Annotated in this window: 25 protein-coding genes; 18 read left to right on the forward strand and 7 right to left on the reverse strand. The window is 67.4% G+C overall.

All coding sequences use genetic code 11. The features are described from left to right. The first annotated feature begins 7 nt into the window (after positions 1-7). Positions 8-751: a GcrA cell cycle regulator gene (locus PGN12_06515; protein MEH3103542.1), complete on the forward strand. Its 744-nt coding sequence runs from the start codon at positions 8-10 to the stop codon at positions 749-751. A 460-nt stretch (positions 752-1,211) separates the two neighbouring features. On the opposite strand, the gene PGN12_06520 is transcribed toward PGN12_06515, so the two are convergent. Continuing rightward, positions 1,212-2,072: an outer membrane beta-barrel protein gene (locus PGN12_06520; protein ID MEH3103543.1), complete on the reverse strand. Its 861-nt coding sequence runs from the start codon at positions 2,070-2,072 to the stop codon at positions 1,212-1,214. Between the two features lie 119 nt (positions 2,073-2,191). Between PGN12_06520 and parE the strand changes: the two genes are divergently transcribed. From parE to queE, 7 genes are all read left to right on the forward strand, one after another. After that, positions 2,192-4,168 (forward strand): DNA topoisomerase IV subunit B, encoded by a 1,977-nt coding sequence (gene parE, locus PGN12_06525; protein MEH3103544.1) that lies wholly within the window; start codon positions 2,192-2,194, stop codon positions 4,166-4,168. 318 nt (positions 4,169-4,486) lie between these two features. Continuing rightward, on the forward strand, positions 4,487-5,134 hold the full coding sequence (locus tag PGN12_06530; protein ID MEH3103545.1) for a YoaK family protein: 648 nt from the start codon (positions 4,487-4,489) through the stop codon (positions 5,132-5,134). Between the two features lie 91 nt (positions 5,135-5,225). Then, positions 5,226-6,428: an aspartate aminotransferase family protein gene (locus PGN12_06535; protein ID MEH3103546.1), complete on the forward strand. Its 1,203-nt coding sequence runs from the start codon at positions 5,226-5,228 to the stop codon at positions 6,426-6,428. A 51-nt stretch (positions 6,429-6,479) separates the two neighbouring features. Continuing rightward, on the forward strand, positions 6,480-7,397 hold the full coding sequence (argF, locus tag PGN12_06540; GenBank protein ID MEH3103547.1) for an ornithine carbamoyltransferase: 918 nt from the start codon (positions 6,480-6,482) through the stop codon (positions 7,395-7,397). A 147-nt stretch (positions 7,398-7,544) separates the two neighbouring features. After that, complete coding sequence (locus tag PGN12_06545; GenBank protein ID MEH3103548.1) at positions 7,545-8,459, forward strand: Hsp33 family molecular chaperone HslO; 915 nt, start codon at positions 7,545-7,547, stop codon at positions 8,457-8,459. 297 nt (positions 8,460-8,756) lie between these two features. Then, positions 8,757-9,455, forward strand: coding sequence for a 7-cyano-7-deazaguanine synthase QueC (queC, locus tag PGN12_06550; GenBank protein ID MEH3103549.1), 699 nt, complete (start codon positions 8,757-8,759; stop codon positions 9,453-9,455). Positions 9,456-9,465: 10 nt separating this feature from the next. After that, positions 9,466-10,098: a 7-carboxy-7-deazaguanine synthase gene (gene queE / locus PGN12_06555; GenBank protein ID MEH3103550.1), complete on the forward strand. Its 633-nt coding sequence runs from the start codon at positions 9,466-9,468 to the stop codon at positions 10,096-10,098. A gap of 43 nt (positions 10,099-10,141) precedes the next feature. Here the strand turns inward: queE and PGN12_06560 are convergent, their stop codons facing one another. From PGN12_06560 to lipB, 3 genes are all read right to left on the reverse strand, one after another. Beyond that, positions 10,142-10,831 carry a hypothetical protein gene (locus tag PGN12_06560; protein ID MEH3103551.1) on the reverse strand — a complete coding sequence of 230 codons (690 nt, stop codon included), beginning with the start codon at positions 10,829-10,831 and terminating at the stop codon, positions 10,142-10,144. Between the two features lie 219 nt (positions 10,832-11,050). After that, a complete protein-coding gene (locus PGN12_06565) occupies positions 11,051-11,311 on the reverse strand; it encodes a hypothetical protein (protein ID MEH3103552.1) in 261 nt (86 codons plus the stop codon). A gap of 92 nt (positions 11,312-11,403) precedes the next feature. After that, positions 11,404-12,093 (reverse strand): lipoyl(octanoyl) transferase LipB, encoded by a 690-nt coding sequence (gene lipB / locus PGN12_06570; protein MEH3103553.1) that lies wholly within the window; start codon positions 12,091-12,093, stop codon positions 11,404-11,406. 123 nt (positions 12,094-12,216) lie between these two features. Between lipB and PGN12_06575 the strand changes: the two genes are divergently transcribed. Both PGN12_06575 and PGN12_06580 read left to right on the forward strand, forming a co-directional pair. Then, positions 12,217-13,038 carry a hypothetical protein gene (locus PGN12_06575; GenBank protein ID MEH3103554.1) on the forward strand — a complete coding sequence of 274 codons (822 nt, stop codon included), beginning with the start codon at positions 12,217-12,219 and terminating at the stop codon, positions 13,036-13,038. Continuing rightward, the gene (locus tag PGN12_06580; GenBank protein ID MEH3103555.1) at positions 13,035-13,778 is read left to right on the forward strand and encodes a hypothetical protein; all 744 of its coding nucleotides are present in this window, start codon (positions 13,035-13,037) and stop codon (positions 13,776-13,778) included. Before PGN12_06575 ends, PGN12_06580 begins: the two co-directional genes overlap by 4 nt. Here PGN12_06580 and PGN12_06585 read toward each other — a convergent pair. Both PGN12_06585 and hemF read right to left on the reverse strand, forming a co-directional pair. Then, positions 13,748-14,284 carry a GNAT family N-acetyltransferase gene (locus tag PGN12_06585; protein ID MEH3103556.1) on the reverse strand — a complete coding sequence of 179 codons (537 nt, stop codon included), beginning with the start codon at positions 14,282-14,284 and terminating at the stop codon, positions 13,748-13,750. The genes PGN12_06580 and PGN12_06585 overlap by 31 nt on opposite strands. A gap of 62 nt (positions 14,285-14,346) precedes the next feature. Continuing rightward, the gene (hemF, locus tag PGN12_06590; protein MEH3103557.1) at positions 14,347-15,189 is read right to left on the reverse strand and encodes an oxygen-dependent coproporphyrinogen oxidase; all 843 of its coding nucleotides are present in this window, start codon (positions 15,187-15,189) and stop codon (positions 14,347-14,349) included. A gap of 63 nt (positions 15,190-15,252) precedes the next feature. Between hemF and PGN12_06595 the strand changes: the two genes are divergently transcribed. Beyond that, on the forward strand, positions 15,253-16,029 hold the full coding sequence (locus PGN12_06595) for a hypothetical protein (GenBank protein ID MEH3103558.1): 777 nt from the start codon (positions 15,253-15,255) through the stop codon (positions 16,027-16,029). Here the strand turns inward: PGN12_06595 and PGN12_06600 are convergent. Further along, the gene (locus PGN12_06600) at positions 15,956-16,408 is read right to left on the reverse strand and encodes a tRNA (cytidine(34)-2'-O)-methyltransferase (GenBank protein ID MEH3103559.1); all 453 of its coding nucleotides are present in this window, start codon (positions 16,406-16,408) and stop codon (positions 15,956-15,958) included. The two genes, PGN12_06595 and PGN12_06600, sit on opposite strands and share 74 nt — an antisense overlap. 168 nt (positions 16,409-16,576) lie before the next feature. Here PGN12_06600 and petA point away from each other — a divergent pair, with 168 nt between their 5' ends. The 7 genes from petA to scpB all read left to right on the forward strand — a co-directional run bounded on the left by petA (position 16,577) and on the right by scpB (position 22,028). Beyond that, positions 16,577-17,161, forward strand: a complete 585-nt coding sequence (petA, locus tag PGN12_06605) for a ubiquinol-cytochrome c reductase iron-sulfur subunit (protein MEH3103560.1) — start codon at positions 16,577-16,579, stop codon at positions 17,159-17,161. A gap of 14 nt (positions 17,162-17,175) precedes the next feature. After that, positions 17,176-18,462 (forward strand): cytochrome b N-terminal domain-containing protein, encoded by a 1,287-nt coding sequence (locus tag PGN12_06610; GenBank protein ID MEH3103561.1) that lies wholly within the window; start codon positions 17,176-17,178, stop codon positions 18,460-18,462. A gap of 30 nt (positions 18,463-18,492) precedes the next feature. Next, the gene (locus PGN12_06615) at positions 18,493-19,335 is read left to right on the forward strand and encodes a cytochrome c1 (GenBank protein ID MEH3103562.1); all 843 of its coding nucleotides are present in this window, start codon (positions 18,493-18,495) and stop codon (positions 19,333-19,335) included. 146 nt (positions 19,336-19,481) lie between these two features. Next, complete coding sequence (locus PGN12_06620; GenBank protein MEH3103563.1) at positions 19,482-20,012, forward strand: adenine phosphoribosyltransferase; 531 nt, start codon at positions 19,482-19,484, stop codon at positions 20,010-20,012. A gap of 88 nt (positions 20,013-20,100) precedes the next feature. Further along, a complete protein-coding gene (locus PGN12_06625) occupies positions 20,101-20,649 on the forward strand; it encodes a hypothetical protein (GenBank protein ID MEH3103564.1) in 549 nt (182 codons plus the stop codon). Positions 20,650-20,724: 75 nt separating this feature from the next. Continuing rightward, positions 20,725-21,462: a ScpA family protein gene (locus PGN12_06630; GenBank protein MEH3103565.1), complete on the forward strand. Its 738-nt coding sequence runs from the start codon at positions 20,725-20,727 to the stop codon at positions 21,460-21,462. Beyond that, positions 21,459-22,028 carry an SMC-Scp complex subunit ScpB gene (gene scpB, locus PGN12_06635; GenBank protein ID MEH3103566.1) on the forward strand — a complete coding sequence of 190 codons (570 nt, stop codon included), beginning with the start codon at positions 21,459-21,461 and terminating at the stop codon, positions 22,026-22,028. Before PGN12_06630 ends, scpB begins: the two co-directional genes overlap by 4 nt. The last annotated feature ends 28 nt before the right edge of the window (positions 22,029-22,056 follow it).

A 22,056-nucleotide genomic window follows, 5' to 3' on the forward strand; every position in this document is an offset into this window, starting at 1 on the left:
GACGATCATGTCCTGGACCGAGGAGCGCATCGATACGCTCAAGACGATGTGGGAAGGCGGCCAGACCGCCAGCCAGATCGCCGAAGCGCTGGGCGGCGTCAGCCGCAACGCGGTGATCGGCAAGGCACATCGCCTCGGTTTGCAATCGCGCCCGTCGCCGGTGGTGAGCAAGGAAGAGGCGCGCGCCGCCGCCGAAAAGGCCAGCGCTGCCGCCGCGCCGGCACCGGTCGTCGCCGCCGCACCGCCGCCGCCTCCCGAGCCGAAGCCGGAACCGCGTCCCAAGCCGGCCGCCGCCGCGCCGGTCGCGCCGCCGCCGCCCGCGCCGGTGGTCGAGGCAGATGATGAGGATGAGGACGACGCGCCCTTCGCCGCCGGGGAGGCGACGCAGGCCGCGCCCGCGCCGGAGCGTGCGCCGCAGCCGGTGCTGCGCTCGGTCGGACCGGGTGGGTTCGTCCGTCAGGCGCCCGGCGAGCAGCAGCCGCCGATCGCCCCCGCGCCGCCGCGCCGACTGGTGCCCGCGCGCACCGCGCCGGAATATGCCGACAAGACGTCGCTGCTCGATCTCAACGACAAGATCTGCAAGTGGCCGCTGGGGCACCCCGGCGAGCCGGACTTCCACTTTTGCGGTGAGAAGGTGAATCCGGGCTTCCCGTATTGCGTGACGCATTGCGGCCATGCGTATCAGGCGCAGCTGCCGCGGCGTGACCGGCGTGCGCCGCCGTTGCCGTTCGGCGGGCCGCGGATGCGCTGATCGCCGATCGCGCAAGCTCCAGCAAGGCTGGAGCGCGCAACCGGCGATCGGCGCGGCCGGCGCGGCTACAGCCGCGTCCGACGACGCGGGCTTTGCCCGCGGCGGGGGCTTCTATCAGTCGCTCTCTTATGTGCGTACCCCGGCGGAGGCCGGGGCCCAGTTGGGAAGGCCGCGGTAACGACGCGCAGCGCCAGTTACGAGCGTCCACCGACTGGGCCCCGGCCTTCGCCGGGGTACGTGTGTAGGGTAGGTCTTTCTAATTGGCCGCCGCGGCAAAGCCGCGTCGTCAGTCGGGGCGTTGCCCCGCTGGCCGGGCTTGGGTGAGTCCCCGGACCAGCTATGCTGGCCGGGGCCACCCGGCGCCGCGCCGCGGCAAAGCCGCGTCGTCAGACGTAGCTGGCGCTACGCTGGCCGGGCTTGGGTGAGTCCTGCGCCAGTATGGCGCAGGCCACCCGGCGCCTTAAAACCGGAACGCCGCGGTCGCGCGCAGGCTGTGCCAGTTGAACTTGTCGTCCGAGCGTCGGAAGTCGGTCCCGCTCACCGTGCCGCCGTTGGTGGCGTTGGTGAACGGCGTGCCGGCCGGCCCGGCGGCGCGGACGCGGAAGTCGTTGTCCTGATACTGGTGGTAGACATATTCCATGCCGACCGAGAAATGGTCGCCGATGCGCTGCTCGATGCCGCCGCCGCCCTGGAAGCCGAACTGGTTGCGCTTGCCGCGCTGCTCGAAGCTGTTGGTGCTCTGGCTCGACGAGAAATCGCGGTCGATCCGCGCGTATGACGGGCCGAACGTCCCGTAGAACAGCGTCGAGTCGTTCGGCGTGAAGCCGGCGCGGGCGCGTATCGCGGCTTCCCAGCCGATCTCGCGCGTCATCACGTAATTGGCCGGCGTCGAGGAGAAGCCGGTGACGCTATCGTTGATGTGCGTCTTCCCGAACTCGCCGACCACCCCGTAGACGATCGGGCCCGACTGGTGATCGAAGCCGACGCGGGCGTTGTACGACCAGCCGTCCTTGTCGTTGCGGCAGCCCGGGCCGCCGTTCTGCGGGCCGGTCGCCGCCCCAGCGCGGCCGCCGCAGAAACCGGGGCCGAAGGCGTTGGCGCCGGTGCCGGTGAGCACGGTGTCCCCGAACCGGCCGTCGAGGTTGCGGTCGAAGAGGATCGTTGAGCCACCGTCGTTGGGCTGGACGTCATAGCCACCCGACGCGCCGACATAGATGCCCGAGAATCCGCTGGTCACTGCCGGGTCGCCGCTAGTGCCGTCCTGCGCGACTGCGGGCACCGAAACCAGCGCGGCGACCGCCGCGAGAAGATACGCCTTCATCCATCAACTCCCTGAAAACACGTCCGGGCAACGGCAGGGTGTAAAGATAGGTTGCGTGACGAACGGTTGCTGGTCGCCGCGCGGTGGCGCAGACGGCGTCTGTTCCGTATATACCCCCTATGTCCGATCTCTTCGCGTCCGCCACCGCTGCTCCCGCCAGTTACGACGCGTCGTCGATCGAGGTGCTGGAGGGGCTGGAACCGGTCCGCCGCCGGCCGGGCATGTATGTCGGCGGCACCGATGAGCGAGCGCTCCACCATCTCGCCGCCGAGGTGCTCGACAATGCGATGGACGAGGCGGTCGCGGGCCATGCGACGCGGATCGAGATCACGCTGGAGCCGGGCAACCGCCTGACGATTCACGATAACGGCCGCGGCATCCCGGTCGACCCGCACCCGAAGTTTCCGGACAAGTCGGCGCTGGAGGTGATCCTGTCGACGCTCCACTCGGGCGGCAAGTTCGCGGGGAAAGCCTATGCGACCTCGGGCGGGTTGCACGGCGTCGGCGTGTCGGTGGTCAACGCGCTGTCGAGCGAGACGGTGGTCGAGGTCGCGCGCGACCGGCAGCTGTATCGCCAGCGCTTCTCGCGCGGGCAGACGCTGGGGCCGCTGGAGACGGTCGGCGCGGCGCCCAACCGGCGCGGGACGACGGTCAGCTTCGTTCCCGACACTGAGATCTTCGGGCCGGAGCTGCACTTCAAGCCGGCACGGCTCTACAAGCTGGCACGGTCGAAGGCGTATCTGTTCGCCGGGGTCGAGATCCGCTGGAAATGCGCCGCGTCGCTGATCACCGATGAAACGCCGGCCGAGGCGGTATTCCAGTTTCCCGGTGGGCTGTCCGATCACCTGAAGGAACAGATCGCGGGCCGCGAATGCGCGACCGCCGACTTTTTCGCGGGACAGCAAAATTTCGCCGACAGCCAGGGCAAGGTCGAATGGGCGGTGGCGTGGCCATTGTGGAGCGAGGGCAGCTATAGTTGGTATTGCAACACGATCCCGACCCCCGATGGCGGGACGCACGAACAAGGGCTTCGGCAGGCGCTGGTGCGCGGGCTGCGCCAGTTCGGCGATCTGGTCGGCAACAAGCGCGCCAAGGAGCTGACCGCCGACGACGTGATGGTCGGCAGCGAGCTGATGCTGTCGGTGTTCGTCCGCGACCCGCAATTCCAGTCGCAGACCAAGGACCGGCTGACCTCGCCGGAAGCGGCGGGGCTGGTCGAGAAAGCGATGCGCGACCATTTCGACCATTGGCTCGGGCACAATATGGACCGCGGCAAAGCGCTGCTCGGCTATGTGCTGGAGCGGATGGACGAGCGGCTGCGGCGCAAGGCCGAGCGCGACGTCAAGCGCAAGACCGCGACCTCGGCGCGCAAGCTGCGGCTGCCCGGCAAGCTGACCGATTGCGCCGCCGATGCCTCGGACGGCACGGAGCTGTTCATCGTCGAGGGCGATTCGGCGGGCGGCTCGGCGAAGCAGGCGCGCGACCGCAAGACGCAGGCGATCCTGCCGATCCGCGGCAAGATCCTCAACGTCGCCTCCGCGACCAGCGCCAAGATCCTCGCCAATCAGGAGATCGCCGATCTTATCCAGGCACTCGGCTGCGGCACGCGTAAGGATTGCCGACCCGAGCAACTCCGCTACGAACGCGTCGTCATCATGACCGACGCCGATGTCGACGGCGCGCATATCGCGACCTTGCTGATGACGTTCTTCTTTCAGGAAATGCCCGATCTGGTGCGGCAGGGGCATCTCTATCTGGCGCAGCCGCCGCTGTATCGCCTGACCGCGGGGACAAAGAGCCTGTATGCGCGCGACGACGCGCACCGTGCCGAGCTGGAGCGGACCGCGTTCAAGGGCAAGAAGGTCGAGGTCGCGCGCTTCAAGGGGCTGGGCGAGATGAACCCGCAGCAGCTGCGCGAGACGACGATGGACCCGGCGAAGCGCAGCATGATCCGCATCACGCTGCCGCACGAATATGAGGAACGCGCAGGGGTCAAGGATCTGGTCGACCGGCTGATGGGCACCAATCCGGCGCACCGCTTCGCGTTCATTCAGGAAAATGCCGCGCGGCTCGATGAAGAGGCGATCGACGCGTGAGGGGGCTGCGTTGCGGGGGCTGATCGAACTCCGCTCTTTCATCATCCCGGACTTGATCCGGGATCCCGCTTTTTCCCTCGTGCGGCAAGAAGAAGCGGGGCCCCGGATCAAGTCCGGGGCGACGAAGGAGGTGGGTGACCGCAAGTTTGAGGGACTGAATGCGATGACCTTCGCGACGTCGCTTGTTTCTGAAGTCGTTGCCGGACGCACCTTCGTCATTGCGAGCGTAGCGAAGCAATCCAGGGCGTCCTGGTCCGGCACTGGATTGCTTCGCTACGCTCGCAATGACGGGTGCGTTACGCCTAAGGATCAACCGTCATGCCGATAACGGAGCGGCCGCGCGCCGACTGGCCGCTCGCGATCGCGCTGGCGGTGCTGGCGGGGTTTGTCGATGCGGTGGGGTTCCTGCGCATCGGCGGCCTGTTCGTGTCGTTCATGAGCGGCAATTCGACGCTGCTCGGGATCGATCTGGTCAATCGCAACGCGCAGGCGCTGATGATCGTGGCGCTGATCCTCGGTTTCCTGTCCGGGGTGATGGTCGCCGCGATCCTCGGCGAGCGGCTCGGCAAATGGTCGCCGATGGGGATGATCCTGTTCTGCACCGCGCTGCTCGCCTGGTCGGCGCTGTTGATGGTCGAGGGGCCGGGTGCTGTGCTGCTTGCGGCGGCGATGGGCGCGTTGAACGTCGTGTTCCAGCGCGGCGGCGGGGTCAGCATGAGCATCCCGATCACCTATGTCACGGGCACGCTGGTGCGGCTCGGGCAGGCGCTGGCGGGCGCGCTGCTGGGCATCGCCCCGGCGGCGGGATGGGTGCCCTACCTGCTGCTGTGGAGCGGGCTGGTGCTCGGTGCGCTGGGCGGCACCTATGCTTATGATGCCCTCGGCACCGATGCCTTGTGGGGCGCGGCGTCGTTCGCGTTCGCGCTGGCGGTCGCGGCGGCGGGCAGGGGGCTGTCGCAACGCTGACGCGGTGTTGTTTGCGCGAATATTTGCCTCTACAAGCGCGACGAGGGCGGTCCATGTCGGGCCGCCCGCTTTCGTTCGAGGAGAAGGCCCCGTGTCGCCTGACGCATCCATCCCGCCGCTGATGCCCGTCTACCCGCGGTGCGGCGTGCGACCGGTGCGCGGAGAGGGCGTGTACCTCTACGGCGAGGACGGCAGCCAGTATCTCGACTTTGCGAGCGGGATCGCGGTCAACGCGCTCGGCCATGGCCATCCGGCGCTGACCAAGGCGATTGCGGAACAGGCCGCGACGTTGATGCACGTCAGTAACCTGTACGGCAGCCCGCAGGGCGAGCATTTCGCGCAGCGGCTGGTCGACCATACCTTCGCCGACACCGTGTTCTTCACCAATTCGGGCGCCGAGGCGGTCGAGTGCGCGATCAAGACCGCGCGCCGCTATCATTTCGCCAACGGCAACCCCGAGCGGCACGATCTCATCACCTTCGACACCGCCTTCCACGGGCGGACGCTGGGCACGATCTCGGCGACCAATCAGGCGAAGATGCGCGACGGGTTCGAGCCGCTGTTGCCGGGCTTCAAATATGCGCAGTTCAACGATCTCGAGGGCGCGCTCGCGCTGATCGACGGCAACACCGCCGGGTTCCTGGTGGAGCCGATCCAGGGCGAGGGTGGTATTCGCCCGGCATCGCAGGAGTTCCTGCAGGGGCTGCGCAAGGCGTGCGACGAGCACGGCCTGTTGCTGGTGCTCGACGAAGTGCAGGCGGGCTACGGCCGCACCGGCAAGTTCTTCGCGCACGAGCTGTACGGGATCACCCCCGACATCATGGCGGCAGCCAAGGGGATTGGCGGCGGCTTCCCGCTCGGCGCGTGCCTCGCCACCGCCGAGGCGGCGAAGGGGATGGTGTTCGGTACGCATGGCTCCACCTATGGCGGCAACCCGCTGGCGATGGCGGCGGGCGAGGCGGTGCTCGACGTGATCCTCGCCGACGGCTTCCTCGACCAGGTCGCGCAGATGGGCGAGCGGTTGCGCTCGTCGCTGGAGCAGTTGATCCCCAACCACGACGGGCTGTTCGACTCCGTGCGCGGCCACGGGCTGATGCAGGGCTTGAAGCTCAAGAGCGACAGCCGCCGCTTCGTCGCGCATTGCCGCGACCACCACGGCCTGTTGCTGGTCGCGGCGGGCGAGAATGTCGTCCGCATCCTGCCGCCGCTGGTGATCGACGAACGTCACATCGCCGAGTGCGTGGAGAAGCTGAGCGAAGCGGCACGGGTCTACGTGCCGGTCGCCGACGATTGATAGCCTGATCTCCGCCCCCTTCGACGCGGGGGGCGGAGCGGGGGAGAGACGATGCGCCATTTCCTGAACCTGACCGATGCCGGGCCGGACGCGATCGCCGCGATGCTCGACGATGCCCTGACGCGCAAGCAGGCGCGCGCCGGCTGGACCAAGGGGCGCGTCGATGCCGACGCGCCGCTCGCGGGCCATGTGCTGGCGATGATCTTCGAGAAGAATTCGACGCGCACGCGCGTGTCGTTCGACATGGCGGTGCGCCAGCTCGGCGGTCAGTCGATCGTCATGGAGGCCGGGCAGATGCAGCTCGGCCGCGGCGAGACGGTCGCCGACACCGCGCGCGTGCTGTCGAACTACGTCGATGCGATCATGATCCGTACCGACGATCACGCCAAGATCGAGGAGATGGCGCATCACGCCTCCGTCCCGGTGATCAACGGGCTGACCGACGAATCGCATCCGTGCCAGATCATGGCCGACCTGCTGACGATCATCGAAAGCGGCAAGTCGCTGCCCGGGCTGAAGGTGGCGTGGCTGGGCGACGGCAACAATGTTTTGGCGTCGATCGTCGAGGCGGCAGGACTGATGCACTTCGACGTCGTCGCGGCGTGCCCGCAGGGCTTCCAGCCCGAGGAAGCGTCGATCGCGCGCGCGGGCGGCCGGGCGCGCGTCGTCGCCGACCCGCGCGAGGCGGTAGCGGGCGCGGATGTGGTCGTCACCGATACGTGGATCTCGATGGGGCAGGCGCATGCCGAGACCAAGCTGGCTGCGATGATGCCCTATCAGGTCGACGCTGCGCTGATGGCGACGGCAAAGCCCGATGCGAAGTTCCTTCACTGCCTGCCCGCGCATCGCGGCGAGGAAGTGACGCCGGAGGTGATCGACGGCCCGCAATCGCTGATCTGGGAGGAGGCCGAGAACCGGCTCCACGCGCAGAAATCGGTGCTGCGCTGGTGCCTCGGGCAGATCGGTTGATCGCGGGCGGGAGTGCCACCATCTAGGTGGCTCACCGGAACATAATTCGTTGCCCCGGGCTTGACCCGGGGTCCCGCTTTTCCTGCGCCACGAGGTAGCGGGACCCCGGGGCAAGCCCGGGGTGACGGTTCGGTGGCGAAAGAGACGATGACCGATCAGACCACGACACCCGATCTCGACCGCGCGCTGGGCTTCACCATTCCCGACCGCCATGCGCGTGGTCGTGCGGTGCGGCTTGGGCCGACGCTGGATGCGATCCTGTCCGCGCACGCCTATCCGCCCGCGATCGAGAAGCTGCTCGCCGAGGCGCTGACGCTGACCGCGTTGATCGGCGCGACGCTCAAGGACCCCGCGGGTCAACTGACGATGCAGACGCAGACCGAGAACGGCATCGTCACGCTGCTGGTCTGCGACTGGCGTGGCGGAGAGGTGCGCGGCTACATCCAGTATGATGCCGACAAGCTCGCCGCCGCGCCGGCCGATCCGACCTTGTTCGCGCTGTTCGGCCCCGGCTATCTCGCGATCACCTTCGATCTGGCGAGCACCGGCGAGCGCTATCAGGGGATCGTGCCGCTCGATGGCGACACGCTGGCGGCGGCGGCGCAGAGTTATTTCTATCAGTCGGAGCAGATCCCGACGCTGGTGCGCGTGGGGATGCAAAAGGACGCTGACGGCAAGTGCGTTGCCGGCGGGTTGCTGCTCCAGCACCTTCCCGAAGGCGAGGAGGGGCGCGAGCGGCTGCACACCAAGCTCGACCATCCCGAATGGGAGCATGTCGAAGCACTCGGGCAAACGATCGCGGTCGACGAGCTTGTCGACGCGCACTTGCCGCTCGAGACGCTGTTGTGGCGGCTGTTCAACGAGGAAAGCGAGGTGCGCGTCCTCGAAGCGCAGCCGGTGTCGCGCGGTTGTCGCTGCACGATCGAGCACATCCGCTCGGTGCTGGAGCGCTTTCCGCTCGAACAAAGGCTGGAGATGGCGGATGAGCGCGGGCTGATCGCGGTCGACTGCGCCTTCTGCTCGACCGTGTTCCCGCTGCGCGCGGAGGATCTGGCGGCATGACGTCATCCCGGACCTGATCCGGGACCCCGCTTCTTGCGCCGGGTCGAAGAAGAAGCGGGGTCTCCGGATCAAGTCCGGGGCGATGGCCGGAGGCCACGAAAAGTACTCCCGCCTAACTCTTCATTAACCCTTATCGATCATAAGGATGCCATGCTGTTTCGGCGGCATGCTCTCTCCCCCGCCCGGTCGCACGGGCACCCTTCGGGTCGCCCTACGGGCGACCCGTTCTTTTTTGCAGCTGTGCCTGCGGCGCCGGTGGTTGCACTGGAGCGGGAGTGCGCCTAGCTCGCGCGGATCATGACCCATTCCACTCCTGCGGTCGTGCTCGTTTCGGGCGGGCTCGACTCCCTGGTGTCCGCGGCGCTCGCGCGCGAGGCCGGGCACCCGTTGTTCGCGCTGTCGATCGACTACAACCAGCGGCATCAGGTCGAACTCGCTGCCGCGCGCCGCATCGCGCTGGCGCTGGGCGCGGTGCGGCATGTCGTGCTCCCGATCGACCTGTCCGCGTTCGGCGGCTCGGCGCTGACTGACAGCGCGATCGACGTCCCCAAGGACGGCGTCGGCGACGCGATCCCGGTGACCTATGTTCCGGCACGCAATACGATCTTCCTCAGCCTCGCACTCGGCTGGGCCGAAGCGGCGGGCGCGCGTGACATCTATCTCGGCGTCAACGCGCTCGACTACTCGGGCTATCCCGATTGCCGGCCGGAGTTCATCGCCGCCTTCGAGCATCTTGCCGAGCTGGCGACCAAGAGCGGGGTCGAGGGAACGCCGTTCCGCTTTCGCGCCCCGCTCCAGCATATGACCAAGGCCGATATCGTCCGCGAGGGCGCGCGGCTCGGGCTCGACATGGGAATGAGCTGGTCGTGCTACGATCCCGCGCCGGGCGCGCGGCATTGCGGGCTGTGCGACAGCTGCCGGCTGCGCCACAAGGGGTTCGAGGAAGCCGGTATCGCCGATCCGACCGTCTATGCGGTCACGCCGCCCGCGCCATGAGCCGCACCGCATGAGCTACGCCGTCAAGGAGATGTTCCTGACGCTTCAGGGCGAGGGCGTACAGGCCGGGCGACGTGCGGTGTTCGTGCGCTTCGCGGGGTGCAACCTGTGGAGCGGGCGCGAGCAGGATCGTGCGACCGCGATCTGCCGCTTCTGCGACACCGACTTCGTCGGCACCGACGGGCTGGGCGGCGGCAAGTTCGCCGACGCGGAGGCGCTGGTGGCGGCGGTCGCGGGATTTTGGGGGGCGGGGGAGGAGCGTCGCTTCGTCGTGCTGACCGGCGGCGAGCCGATGCTGCAGGTCGATGATGCGCTGGTCGACGCGCTGCACGTCGCCGGCTTCGAGATCGCCATCGAGAGCAATGGCACGCTGGCGGTGCATCCGGGTATCGACTGGGTGTGCATCAGCCCCAAGGCCGGCAGCGAGACCGTGCAGCGACATGGCGACGAACTGAAGCTGGTGTGGCCGCAGCCGGGCACCGCGATCGACATGATCGAAGGCTGGGACTTCAAGCACTTCCTGTTGCAACCCCTCGACGACGCGGCGGGGGAAGCGAATGTCGCCGCGGCGATGGCGGTGGTGATGGAGCGGCCGCGCTGGCGGCTGTCGCTCCAGACCCACAAGCTGCTCGGTTTGCGCTAGGTCACCCACAACCCGGTGCGGCGTCGCCGCACCGGGTGTCAGGTCACCGTGCGGCGTAGGTGACGGCGCCGAACGGCTGTCCGCACTTCTTGGTGACGAATTCGTCCTTCTTCCAGCAAGCCTTGTCGAAGCGCGGCAGGAAGGCGGGCGTCAACGATACCAGCATCTGCGGAAACTGCTGCTCGCCCCACGGCGTCAGGCTGTTGCGGACTTCGCGCATCCGGCCGAGCGCGATGTCGCCGAAGCTCCCGCGCGATGCGTAAAGCGCCTCGCGCCCGATGCTCGACGTGGTGGTGCAGAAGCCATATTGTGCCGCGACCGTCGCAAAGCCCGAATAGGTGCGCGTGCCGAACTGGTCGAGCGCGTTCTGGCCTTCCTTCTTCGTCTTGGCGGTTCGCTCGAAATATTTGGTGAGCATCGTGTAGGACTGTGCCAGTTCCTGCTTGTGATCGGCGAGGATGGCATTGTAGTTCTGCACGGTCAGCAGCGAGGGTTCGAACTGGCATTGCAGCGCCGCGACGTTCAGCGCCGCGCGCATGTTCCACACCATCGCCGCGCGCAGCTCGTCCGCGGTCGCGCCCGGCAGCAACTGACCGATGCCCGGTTCGTCACCGCGCACGCGTTCGCCACGCAGATCCTTGCTCTTCATATAGAATTGCGCCGATGCCGGCGTCGTGACCAGCAAGCCCGCCGCCAGTGCCGCGACCGCACCGGCGATCCCCACCTTTTGCATTACCCCAACACTCCTCGCACACGGCCATGCCGTTGGGAGCCTTTTACGATAATTATGGGGGGCGACCCAAGCGTAAACTATCGCGACCCGGATTCGGTTCATCGCAAACTGCTTGTTAAACGGGAACTTGTTGGCGTCGCGTAACGGTTCGTTGCAGCAAAAGACAAGGCCGCCCGGTCGCCCGGACGGCCTTTCGGATACAATCGCCAATGCGGCAGATTACATCGCGTTCGACATGCCGCCCATGTTCGACATCATCATGTCGTTGCTCATCATGGAGTCATTGGCCATCATGCCGCCGTTCATGGCGCCGTCGACGGCGGTCATGTTGTCGGTCATGGTGTCCATGCCCTCGGTGGCATTCATGTCGGTGACCATGGTGTTCTCGGTGCCTTCGGTCTTCGAACCGCACGCCGAAACCGCGAGAGCGGCCGCCGCGAGTGCCGAGCCGGCCACGAACTTGGTGATGACTGCACGCATGAAATTGCTCCCTAGACTGTGGATTTGGCGACCCTGCGGCCGTTTTGTTGTTTCCAAATCGACTTGGACATTAATCACAGATGACCGGCCCCTCAAGTCTCGTTTTCACCCGCACAAATCAGGCTATCGAGAAAGGCCTCGGCGGTGAACGCCAGAGCGGCGTCGAAGGTTGCAGCGTCCGACGACATCCCCAACGCTGCCGCACTGGTCACGGGATATTCGGCCAGGCCGCACGGGATGATCCCGGTAAAGTGTTGCAGATCGGGTGATAGATTGACCGAGAAGCCATGCAGCGTCACCCAGCGGCGAACGCGGATACCGATCGCGCCGATCTTCGCCTCCTGTCCGCCGCGATCATGCGTCCAGATGCCGATCCGGCCCGGCGCACGAAATGCGGTGATCCCGATCTGCCCCAGAGTGGCGATCACCCAGCCTTCGACCGCATGGACGAAGCATCGCACATCGCGTCCGCGCTTGTTGAGATCGAGCACCAGGTAGCCGACGCGCTGTCCCGGGCCGTGATAGGTATAGCGACCGCCGCGCCCGGCCGGGACGACCGGAAAGCGTGGATCGACCAGCTCGGCCGGATCGGCACTGGTGCCCGCGGTATAGACCGGCGGGTGTTCGAGCAGCCATACCAGCTCGCGTGCCTCGCCCGCCGCGACTGCCGCTGCGCGCGCTTCCATCTCGGCCAGCGCCGCGGCATAATCGGTGAGGCCCGGCGTCTGCCGCCATTCGACCCCGTCGGGGCCGGTCGTGCTCGTCTCTGTGTACTTATCCACGCGGCACAGATGCGGACCCGTCGCACGCTTGGCAAGGCGGCGCGACCGACGACGCCCATTGCCGCGCGACATAACTGTCCCTAGGCCCCGGGAAGAGGCAATCACGGGCGGCATGGGGTGACGATGGTCAGGATCGGCGACGTGTGGGACCGGACGGTCGACGTCCTTCGGGGGCGGACGGCGATCCTGACGAGCATCGCGGCGATGACGCTGCTTTTTCCGGGCATCGTCTCCGGCGCGCTGGGGACGATCGTCCCTCTGGCCGGGCCCTCGGCGATCGTCGTGCCGCTGATCCGGCTGGCGGTGCTGGTGCTGCTGATCCTCGGCGTGCTGGCGATGACCGCCGTGGCGAGCGACCCGGCGGTGGATCGCGCACGGGCCTTGCAAATCGGCGGACAACGCCTGCTACCCGCACTGGGCGTGCTGGTCGCGTTGGTGCTCGCGGCCGTCGCGTTGTTCGTCCCCGCCGGCGCGCTGGTGGCGATCTCGGGTGCTACGATGGGGATGGGCGGAGCACCCGATATGTCGCACGCCGCGCCGGGCTATGTGATCGGGGCGGGGCTGTCGGTGCTGCTGGCGATCGTTTTGGGGCTGTGGCTCAGCGCGCGGATCGTGCCGCTTTTTGGAATCGTGGTCAACGAACGCCTCGGCTTCAGCGCGCTGCGCCGCAGCCTCGACCTGACCAAGGGGTCGACGCTCAAGCTGATCGGCGTGCTCATCCTGTATTTCATCCTCACCACGGTCGCGATGCTCGCCGCCACGTCGGTGGTCGGCGTGATCGCGCGGCTGGTGCTGGGAAGCGATGCGCCCGGCAGCGTGGCGTTCGTGGTCGCCGTGGTGCGCGCGTTGATCTCGGCAGGGGCGACGATGGTGCAGAGCGTGTTCTACGCGCGCTTCTATGTCGCCGCGGTCGAGCGCGAGCAGCGGATGGCGCCGCTCGCATGACGATCGGTTTCGCAGGATTGCTGTCGGTCGTGTGGCGGCTGTTCCGGCGCGACGCGACGTTGATGCTGCCGATCATCGGCGCGTTCGTCTTCCTGCCCGCCTTCGCGGCGCTGCTGCTCTGCGACCCGGCCCCGCCACTGCCCGCGGGCGCCCGCGACGAGGCGGCGATGCAGGCATGGATCAACAACGTCGCCTTGTGGGGGCAAGGGAACGCCATCTGGGTCCTGCTGGCTGAGCTGGTCGGTACGTTCGGCCTGGCCGCGATCGCGCTGTTCCTGCTCGAGCCGGATCGGCTGACGATCGGACAGTCGCTGGGGCAGGCGATCGTCCGGCTGGTGGCGTTCACGATCGCCACCGTCGCGATGGCGGTGCCGATCGCGCTGGGGCTGTGGATGCTGGTGCTGCCGGGATTGTACCTGCAAGCCCGCCTGATCGTCGCGATCCCCGCAATGGCGCGACATCCGGCGCTCAGGCCGCTCGCGTCGCTGCGGCTCAGCTGGAAGATGACCAAGGGGCTCGATCGCGCGCTGACCGGCGCGCTGGTCGCGCTGTTCCTCGCGCACTGGCTGACGGTATCGCCGTTGCTGCTCGCCGATGAATCGTTGCGCGGCAGCGCGGGCAATCCGCTGGCGCTCGCGCTGGTCGATGCGCTGATCGCAGGTGTCGGCGCGGCCTATGCCACCGCGACGCTGTTGCTCGGCGTCGTCGCCTATCGGATCCGCGCCAGCAAGGGCACCTGAGGCGCGACGTCGGCGGGGAGCACGCCGAGCACGCGCGGATCGGTGAACGTCTCCACCGTCCGCTTCGTCGCGACGAACCCCTGCGCGCGGTAGAAGCCCAGCGCGCGCGGATGGTCGAGCGTGCAGGTGTGCAGCCATACCCGCTCGATCCCGACGCGCCACCCCAGTGCGAGCGCCTGCGCCATCAGCCAGCGCCCCAGCCCACGCCCCGCCAGTTCGGGGACGAGCGCGAAATAGCCGATCTCGCACGCCGCATCGTGGCGGAAATCCAGCTCAAGCATCCCGACCTCGATTCCGGCGCGGTCGATCGCGGCATAGACCTCGACCGCCGGATCATGGACGATCGCGGTGAGTGCGGCGTCGTCCATGACCAGCCGGGAGAACCACAACCAGTGCGCGCCGACCCGGCGGAATAGCGCCCGGTACTTGTCGGGCGACGGCCGCTCCCAGCGGACCAGCCGCAACGTGGCGTCGGGCAGCGGTTTCGGACGCGGCCGTTCGCGCATCTCCAATGTGGTCACGATCGCGGCGACCTGATCGTCGCGGAGCGTGGTCAGGCCCGCCACCGTCACGCCCAGGTCGCGAGCGGCGGCAGGCTCATCAGGATCGCGTCGATGTTGCCGCCGGTCTTCAATCCGAACAGCGTGCCGCGATCGTAGACGAGGTTGAATTCGGCATAGCGCCCGCGCCATGCGCGTTGCTCGGCGATATCCGCTTCGCTGAACGGCATATCCATCCGCCGCCGCACGATCCGGGGATAGGCATCTAGGAACGCGCGCCCGACATCCTGCGTGAACGCGAAATTGCGCGCGAAATCGCCCTCGAGATGATCGTAGAAGATACCGCCGACGCCGCGATGCACCTGACGATGCGGGATGTAGAAATAGTCGTCGGCCCACTTCTTGAACCGCGGATAATGCTCGGGATCGTGCGCGTCGCAGGCGCGCGCCAGCGTGGCGTGGAAATCCTCGGTATCCTCGGCGATCGGCAGCGGCGGGTTGAGGTCCGCGCCGCCCCCGAACCATCGCCTGGTGGTCACGAGAAACCGCGTGTTCATATGCACCGCGGGCACGTGCGGGTTGGCCATATGCGCGACGAGGCTGATCCCGGTCGCGAAGAAGCGCGGATCGTCGCCGGCGCCATGGATGGTCTTGCCGAACTCGCCCTCGAACGTGCCGCCGACCGTCGACACGTTGACCCCGACCTTCTCGAACACGCGACCCTTCATCACCCCGCGCACCCCGCCGCCGCCGGGCAGGCCGCCAGGATCGTGGCGGTCCCAAGGTGTATAGTCGAACCCGGCATCCGATCCGGCCTCGCGCTCGATCGTCTCGAACTCCGCGCAGATGCGGTCGCGCAACTCCTCGAACCAGGCGCGCGCCGCGGCCTGTTCGGTATCCAGCGTCATCATGGCCGTGCCGTAGCGTGTCGTCGCGTGCTGGCCAAGGCGCGACGGCGGTGGCAGATGGCGTGCATGAACGCCAAATCCTTCTGGCGCGGGGTGCGGGTGACCGCGGTCAGCTCCGCCTTCGTCTGCGCGCTGGTGGCGGCAGGCGGCTATTTCGATCGCGATCCCTATCACCTCTATCCGGCGCAGCCGCCCGCGCGGCCGATCGCGGTCGTCAACGTGTCCGGCGATATGGGACTGCGCTTCCTGCTCGGTGCCTCGACCTCGCGCGGGCTGACCGAACATCGCGTGACGACGCTCGGGGTTTCGTCCCCGGTCGTGTTCCGCTTCCGCCGTACCCCCGCCGAGGTGGACGCCTTCGTCGCCGACGCGGTGCGCACCGCGCTGGCGCGCACCGGGCAGCAGCGGGTGGTGGTGATGGGCCAATCCTATGGCGCGGACATCGTCCAGACCGGGCTGGCGCACCTCCCCGCCGACCTGCGCCGCCACGTCGCGGGCATCGTGCTGATCCTGCCGGGCGAGACGGTGTTCTTCCGCGCCGATCCGACCGGCTGGGTCTACCGCGGCAGGCCCGACAGTTTCGGGGTGGAGACGGGCAACACGCTGACCTGGGCGCCGCTGACCTGCATCTATGGCGACGAAGAGGACGACAGCCTCTGTCCGAAGCTGCGCGTGCCGGGTGCCAGGATCATCGCGATGCCGGGTGGACACAATCTGCACCACGACAGCGCGGGCCTGCTCGCGCATGTGCTCGGCGCGGTGGCGCGCGCTACGTCTTCGGCCAACCCGCCGTCTGACGCAGCGCCTCGCCCAGCAGGATCGCCCCCGTCACCGCGACGTTGAGCGAGCGCAGCCCGGCGCGCATGGGCACGCGCACGCGCAGGTCGGCCTGGTCGTGGACCGCCGGGGGGACGCCGGCGCTCTCGCTTCCCAGCAACAGGATGTCGTCAGGTTCGAACCGTGCGTCGGGCAGCGGCAACGCACCGGCGGTGGTCGCCAGCACGATTCGCCCGCGGCTGGTGGCGAGGAAGGCTTGCCAATCGACGTGGCGCCGGACCTCAACCATCCCCGCATAGTCCATGCCCGCCCGCGCCAAGGCACGGCCGCTCCACGGGAAACCCATCGGCTCGATCAGATCGACCCCGACGCCAAGGCAGGCCCCCAGCCGCAACAGGGTGCCGACGTTGCCCGCAATGTCCGGCTGGAAGAGCGCGATCCGCATGACTGCATCTCGTAGCCGCGCAAAATGCTGTTGGCAAAGCGGCGGGGGCACGGCTATCAGGCCGCAAAGGTCGCCGTGGGGACGGGCAGGCCACCGGCGGGGAGCAACAGTGTCGCACGCGGCATCAGCCTCCAGCCGGACAGAGGAACGGGCAGAGGTGTGACGCGAATGGCGATGGCAGAGCAGGAAATCCCCCTCGGCGAAGATCCCGCGCCCTATCATGAAGGGACGCACGATCCGCGCCGTCGCGATTTCATCAACATCGCCGCGGTGTCGTTCGCGGGTGTCGGTGCGGTCGCGATCGTCCTGCCGCTGATCAACCAGATGAACCCGTCGGCCGACGTGCTGGCGCTGTCGACCACCGAGATCGACATTTCCAAGATCGCGCCGGGACAGGCGATCAAGGCGAGCTTCCGCAAGCAGCCGCTGTTCGTCCGCAACCTGACGCCGAAGGAAATCGGCGAGGCCGATGCGGTCGACGTCTCCTCGCTGCGCGATCCGCAGACGCTGGAAGAGCGGACCAAGGCGGGCAAGAAGAACTGGCTGATCACGCTCGGCGTCTGCACGCACCTCGGCTGCGTGCCGCTGGGCGCTGGCGAGGGCGAGAACAAGGGGCCGTTCGGCGGCTATTTCTGCCCGTGCCACGGCTCGGCCTATGACACCGCCGGGCGCATCCGGCAGGGGCCGGCACCGCAGAACCTGCACGTGCCCGACTATACGTTCAATTCCGACACCGTCGTCACGGTCGGCTGAGGGGAGATACCGATATGAGCTTTCCCTGGGCCAAGCATTACGAGCCGAAGGCGCCGCTGATGCGCTGGATGGACGAGAAGCTGCCGCTGCCGCGCCTCGTCTATAACGCGATCGGCGCGGGCTATCCGGTGCCGCGCAACCTGAACTATTTCTGGAACTTCGGCGTGCTCGCGGGCGCGGCTTTGGTCATCCAGATCGTCACCGGCGTCGTGCTGGCGATGCATTATGCCGCCAATGGCGGCGTGGCGTTCGGCTCGGTCGAGAGCATCATGCGCGACGTCAACGCCGGCTGGTTCCTGCGCTATGCGCACGCCAACGGGGCATCGATGTTCCTCGCCGTGGTCTATATCCATATCGGCCGCGGGCTCTATTACGGGTCGTACAAGGCGCCGCGCGAGATGGTGTGGCTGCTCGGCGTGGTGATCTTCCTGCTGATGATGGCGACCGCGTTCATGGGCTATGTGCTCCCGTGGGGGCAGATGAGCTTCTGGGGCGCGCAGGTCATTACCGGCTTCTTCTCGGCGATCCCGCTGGTCGGCGAGACGATCCGCGTGTGGCTGCTCGGCGGGTTCGCGCCCGATAACGCCGCGCTCAACCGCTTCTTCTCGCTCCACTATCTGCTGCCGTTCGTGATTGCGGGCGTCATCATCCTGCACATCTGGGCGCTGCACATCCCGGGGTCGAACAACCCGACCGGCGTCGACGTGAAGGGTGAGCAGGACACGGTGCCGTTCCACCCCTATTACACCGCGAAGGACGGCGTCGGCGTTGGCGTGTTCTTCCTGATCTTCGCGCTGTTCGTGTTCTTCTCGCCGAACCTGCTGGGTCACCCGGACAATTACATCGAGGCGAACCCGCTCTCGACCCCGGCGCACATCGTGCCGGAATGGTACTTCCTGCCGTTCTACGCGATCCTGAAGAGCTTCACCGCGGATTTCATCCTGCCGGCGAAGCTGTGGGGCGTGCTGGCGATGTTCGGCTCGATCCTGTTGCTGTTCTTCCTGCCGTGGCTGGATGCCTCGCCGGTGCGCTCGGCGAATTACCGGCCGACCTACCGCTGGTTCCTGCTGGTGCTGCTGTTCGACGTGCTGGTGCTCGGCTATGTCGGCGGCGCGGAGGCGACTGCGCGCAACGTGATGATGGGCCAGATCGCGGCGGGTTATTATTTCGCGCACTTCCTCATCATCCTGCCGCTGGTGTCGGCGGCCGAGCGTCCGCGCCCGCTGCCCAACTCGATCACCGAGGCGGTGTTGGCGAAGCACGGCGGCACCAGCCCCGCGCAAACCGCGATGGCGAGCTGAGACAGAGACGAAGAGGGGATTCGACAGAAGATGGTTCGTCTCATTTCACTGCTGGTCGGCGCGGGGTTCGTCTTCGTGCTGGCGCTGGCGCTCTTCTTCACCGCGAAGGACGCGATCCAGAACCCGGCACCGCACACCGCGGAACATGCGTTCCACGAACATCCCGAAAACATCCATTTGTCCTCGGCAGGGCTGTTCGGGAAGTTCGACCGGGCGCAGGTCCAGCGCGGCTTCCAGGTCTACAAGGAAGTCTGCGCCGCCTGCCACTCGCTGAAGTATGTGTCGTTCCGCGACCTGCAGAAGATCGGCTATTCGGAGGCCGAGGTGAAGGCGATCGCCAACCAGTGGGTGATCGAGCAGCCGAGCGTCAATCCGGAGACCGGTGAGGCGGCGACGCGCAAGAACCTGCCGTCGGATCACTTCCCGTCGCCGTTCGCCAACGAGGTCGCGGCCCGCGCGGCGAACAACAATGCGCTGCCGCCCGACCTGTCGCTGATGACCAAGGCGCGCGAGGACGGCTCGAACTACGTCCATGCGCTGCTGACCGGCTATCGCGACCAGCCGGCCGAGCTGCTGCGCGAGTTCCCCGACGCCAAGACGCCGGAAGGGCTGCACTACAACCCGTATTTCGCGAACCTCAACATCGCGATGCCGCCGCCGATCACCTCCGACGGGCAGGTGACCTATTCGGACGGCACCAAGGCGACCAAGGACCAGATGGCGCGCGACGTCGCGGCGTTCCTGACCTGGACCGCCGAGCCCAATCTCGAGGCGCGCCATGCGGCGGGTGTCGCGGTGGTGATCTTCCTGCTGATCTTCGTCTATCTGACCTGGGGTGCCTATCAGAACGTGTGGCGCAACGTGAAGCATTGAGCGGACGGCCCGATCGTTCCTCCGTTCGCCCTGAGGAGTCGTCGAGCGCACTCGAGGCGGCGTCTCGAAGGGCATGAGGCTACAACTCCAGAACGACGGCGGCCGGGGCTCTCCCCCGGTCGCCGTTTTCGTGTAGGCGGGGGCGCATGAACGACGACCTCAAGGCGCTGATCCGCACCATCCCCGACTTTCCCAGGCCGGGCATCCAGTTCCGCGACATCACCACGCTGTTGCTGTCCTCCCACGGGCTTGCGACTTGCGTCGAGCGGATGGCGGCGGCCGTCGATGGACCGATCGACCTCGTCGCGGGCGTCGAGGCGCGCGGCTTCCTCTTCGCCGCCGCGCTGGCGATCCCGTTGCGGGCCGGCGTGCTGCTGATCCGCAAGGACGGCAAGCTGCCCGGTGCCACGATCGCCGAGGATTATGCGCTCGAATATGGCACCGATCGGATCGCGATCCACGCCGACGCTTGTGCGCCGGGCGCCCGGGTCCTGCTCGTCGACGATCTGATCGCGACCGGCGGGACGGCGCGAGCCGCGGTGCGGCTGTTGCGTAAGGCCGGCGCGTCGGTGGCGCAGGCGCAATTCGTGGTCGACCTGCCCGATCTCGGTGGCGCTGACCTGCTCCGCGCGGACGGTGTCGCCGCGTCGGCGCTAGTGTCGTTTCCGGGTCACTGAGTCCGGTCCGGAACCACGCAGGCTGGAGGGTCGCTGGTCCGTATTGGCGGCGCGTTCTGCCGCTTGCTCCATGTGAGGAGACTCCGCGATGTTTGCGCCCCGTGTGCTGCTGATCGGATTGCTGGGCGGTCTGTCGCTATCGACTGCCGCCTGCACCGACGGATACGGCTATTCCGGTGTCGGGCTCGGCTCCGGTTATTATGATGACGCTTATTATGCCGGCGGTTATGGCACCGGCTATTACGGCTGGTACGACAATTATTATTATCCGGGCACCGGCGGCTACGTCTACGATCGCTATCGGCGCGCTTACCCGTGGAACGAGCGCCAGCAACGCTACTGGGCGCAACGCCGCTCCGGCTATGGCGACCGCGACGTGCGCGCCAACTGGCGTGATTTTGGCCGCGACGTGCGCCGTGAACGACGCGATTATCGCGGCGACATCCGTGCCGACCGGCAAGCCTATCGCGATGGCCGCATAACCCGCGACCAGTTCCGGCAGGAGCGACGTGAGGCGCGCCGGGAATATCGCAATGATGTTCGCCGCGATTACCGGGACTTGCGACGCCAGAACCGTGCCGAAGGCTATCGGACGCCGCGCCCCGACGGGGCATTCCGCCCGCGCGACCGCCGCTGAACGCCCCCTCTGGCCGCGCGCGCCGGCTTATGCCAGTCTGGCACGCGTGGCCGAAGTGACTGATCTCCGGGCGGCATGAGCGACGCGGCCCCCGAACAATTGATGCTCGATCTCGACGGGTTCGAAGGGCCACTCGACCTGCTGCTCTCGCTCGCGCGGGCGCAAAAGGTTGATTTGCGGGACATTTCGATCCTGCGGCTGGTCGAGCAATATCTCGGCTATGTCGAGCGGGCGCGCGTCCTTCAGCTCGAACTCGCCGCCGATTACCTCGTGATGGCGGCATGGCTGGCGTATCTCAAGTCGACGTTGCTCCTGCCGCGCGACCCGGAAGTCGAGCCCGACGTGGAGGAACTCGCGCTGCGGCTGCAATTGCGGCTGGAACGGCTCGACGCCATGCGCGACGCCGGCGCACGGCTGATGGCGCGTGACCGCCTCGATCGAGACGTCTTCCGGCGCGGTGCGCCCGAGGGCTTGCACGTCGTCCGCAAAGCCTTTTGGTCGGTCGAATATTACGACCTGCTGGCCGCTTATGGAAGGGTGCGGGCGCGGACGCGCCCGGCGTTGCACGTCGTCCGCGATCGCGAAGTGGTGACGCTGGAGGCGGCGCTGGCGCGGCTGGCGGGGCTGCTCGGCACGGCGATCGACTGGTGCGAGATCGAGCGCTTCATGCCCGAGCCGAGCAATGCGCGAATGCGCCGGTCGGCGCTGGCGTCGAGTTTTCTTGCGGCGCTCGAACTCGCACGGCAGGGAAGGGCGGAACTTCGTCAGGAAGCCCCATTTGCTCCATTGTATCTGCGGCGTCCGGCGTTGTGAGTGACGCCTATGATCGCGCCGTCGAGGCGATATTGTTTGCGGCGACCGAGCCGCTGACCCGCGACGCCATCCGCGCACATGCCGGGGACGGCGATGTCGCCGGGGCGCTCGACCGTTTGACGGTGCAGTATCGTGGGCGTGGCTTTGAACTGGTCGAGCGCGGCGGGCGCTGGCATTTTCAAACCGCCGCCGATCTGGCGCATCTGCTGCGCCGTGGGCGCGACGAGATCCGGCGACTGAGCCGCGCCGGGATCGAGACACTGGCGATCATCGCCTATCACGAGCCGGTCACGCGCGCCGAGATCGAAGCGATCCGCGGCGTCCAGACCGCGCGCGGGACGCTCGACGTGCTCATGGAGGCGGGATGGATCCGCCCCGCGGGACGACGCGACGTGCCGGGCCGTCCGCTGATGTTCGTGACGACCCCCGAATTCCTGTCACATTTCGGGCTCAAGAGCCGTCGCGATCTCCCCGGCGTCGACGATCTGCGCGCGGCGGGGCTGCTTGACCCGGTCGATCTGGCGTTCGATCAACTCGCGGTGGAAAACGCCGCCGAGGAAGACTAGATACCGTTTTACGTTAGGAGATTTCGTC

Source organism: Sphingomonas phyllosphaerae (assembly GCA_036946405.1).
Lineage (GTDB): Bacteria > Pseudomonadota > Alphaproteobacteria > Sphingomonadales > Sphingomonadaceae > Sphingomonas > Sphingomonas phyllosphaerae_D.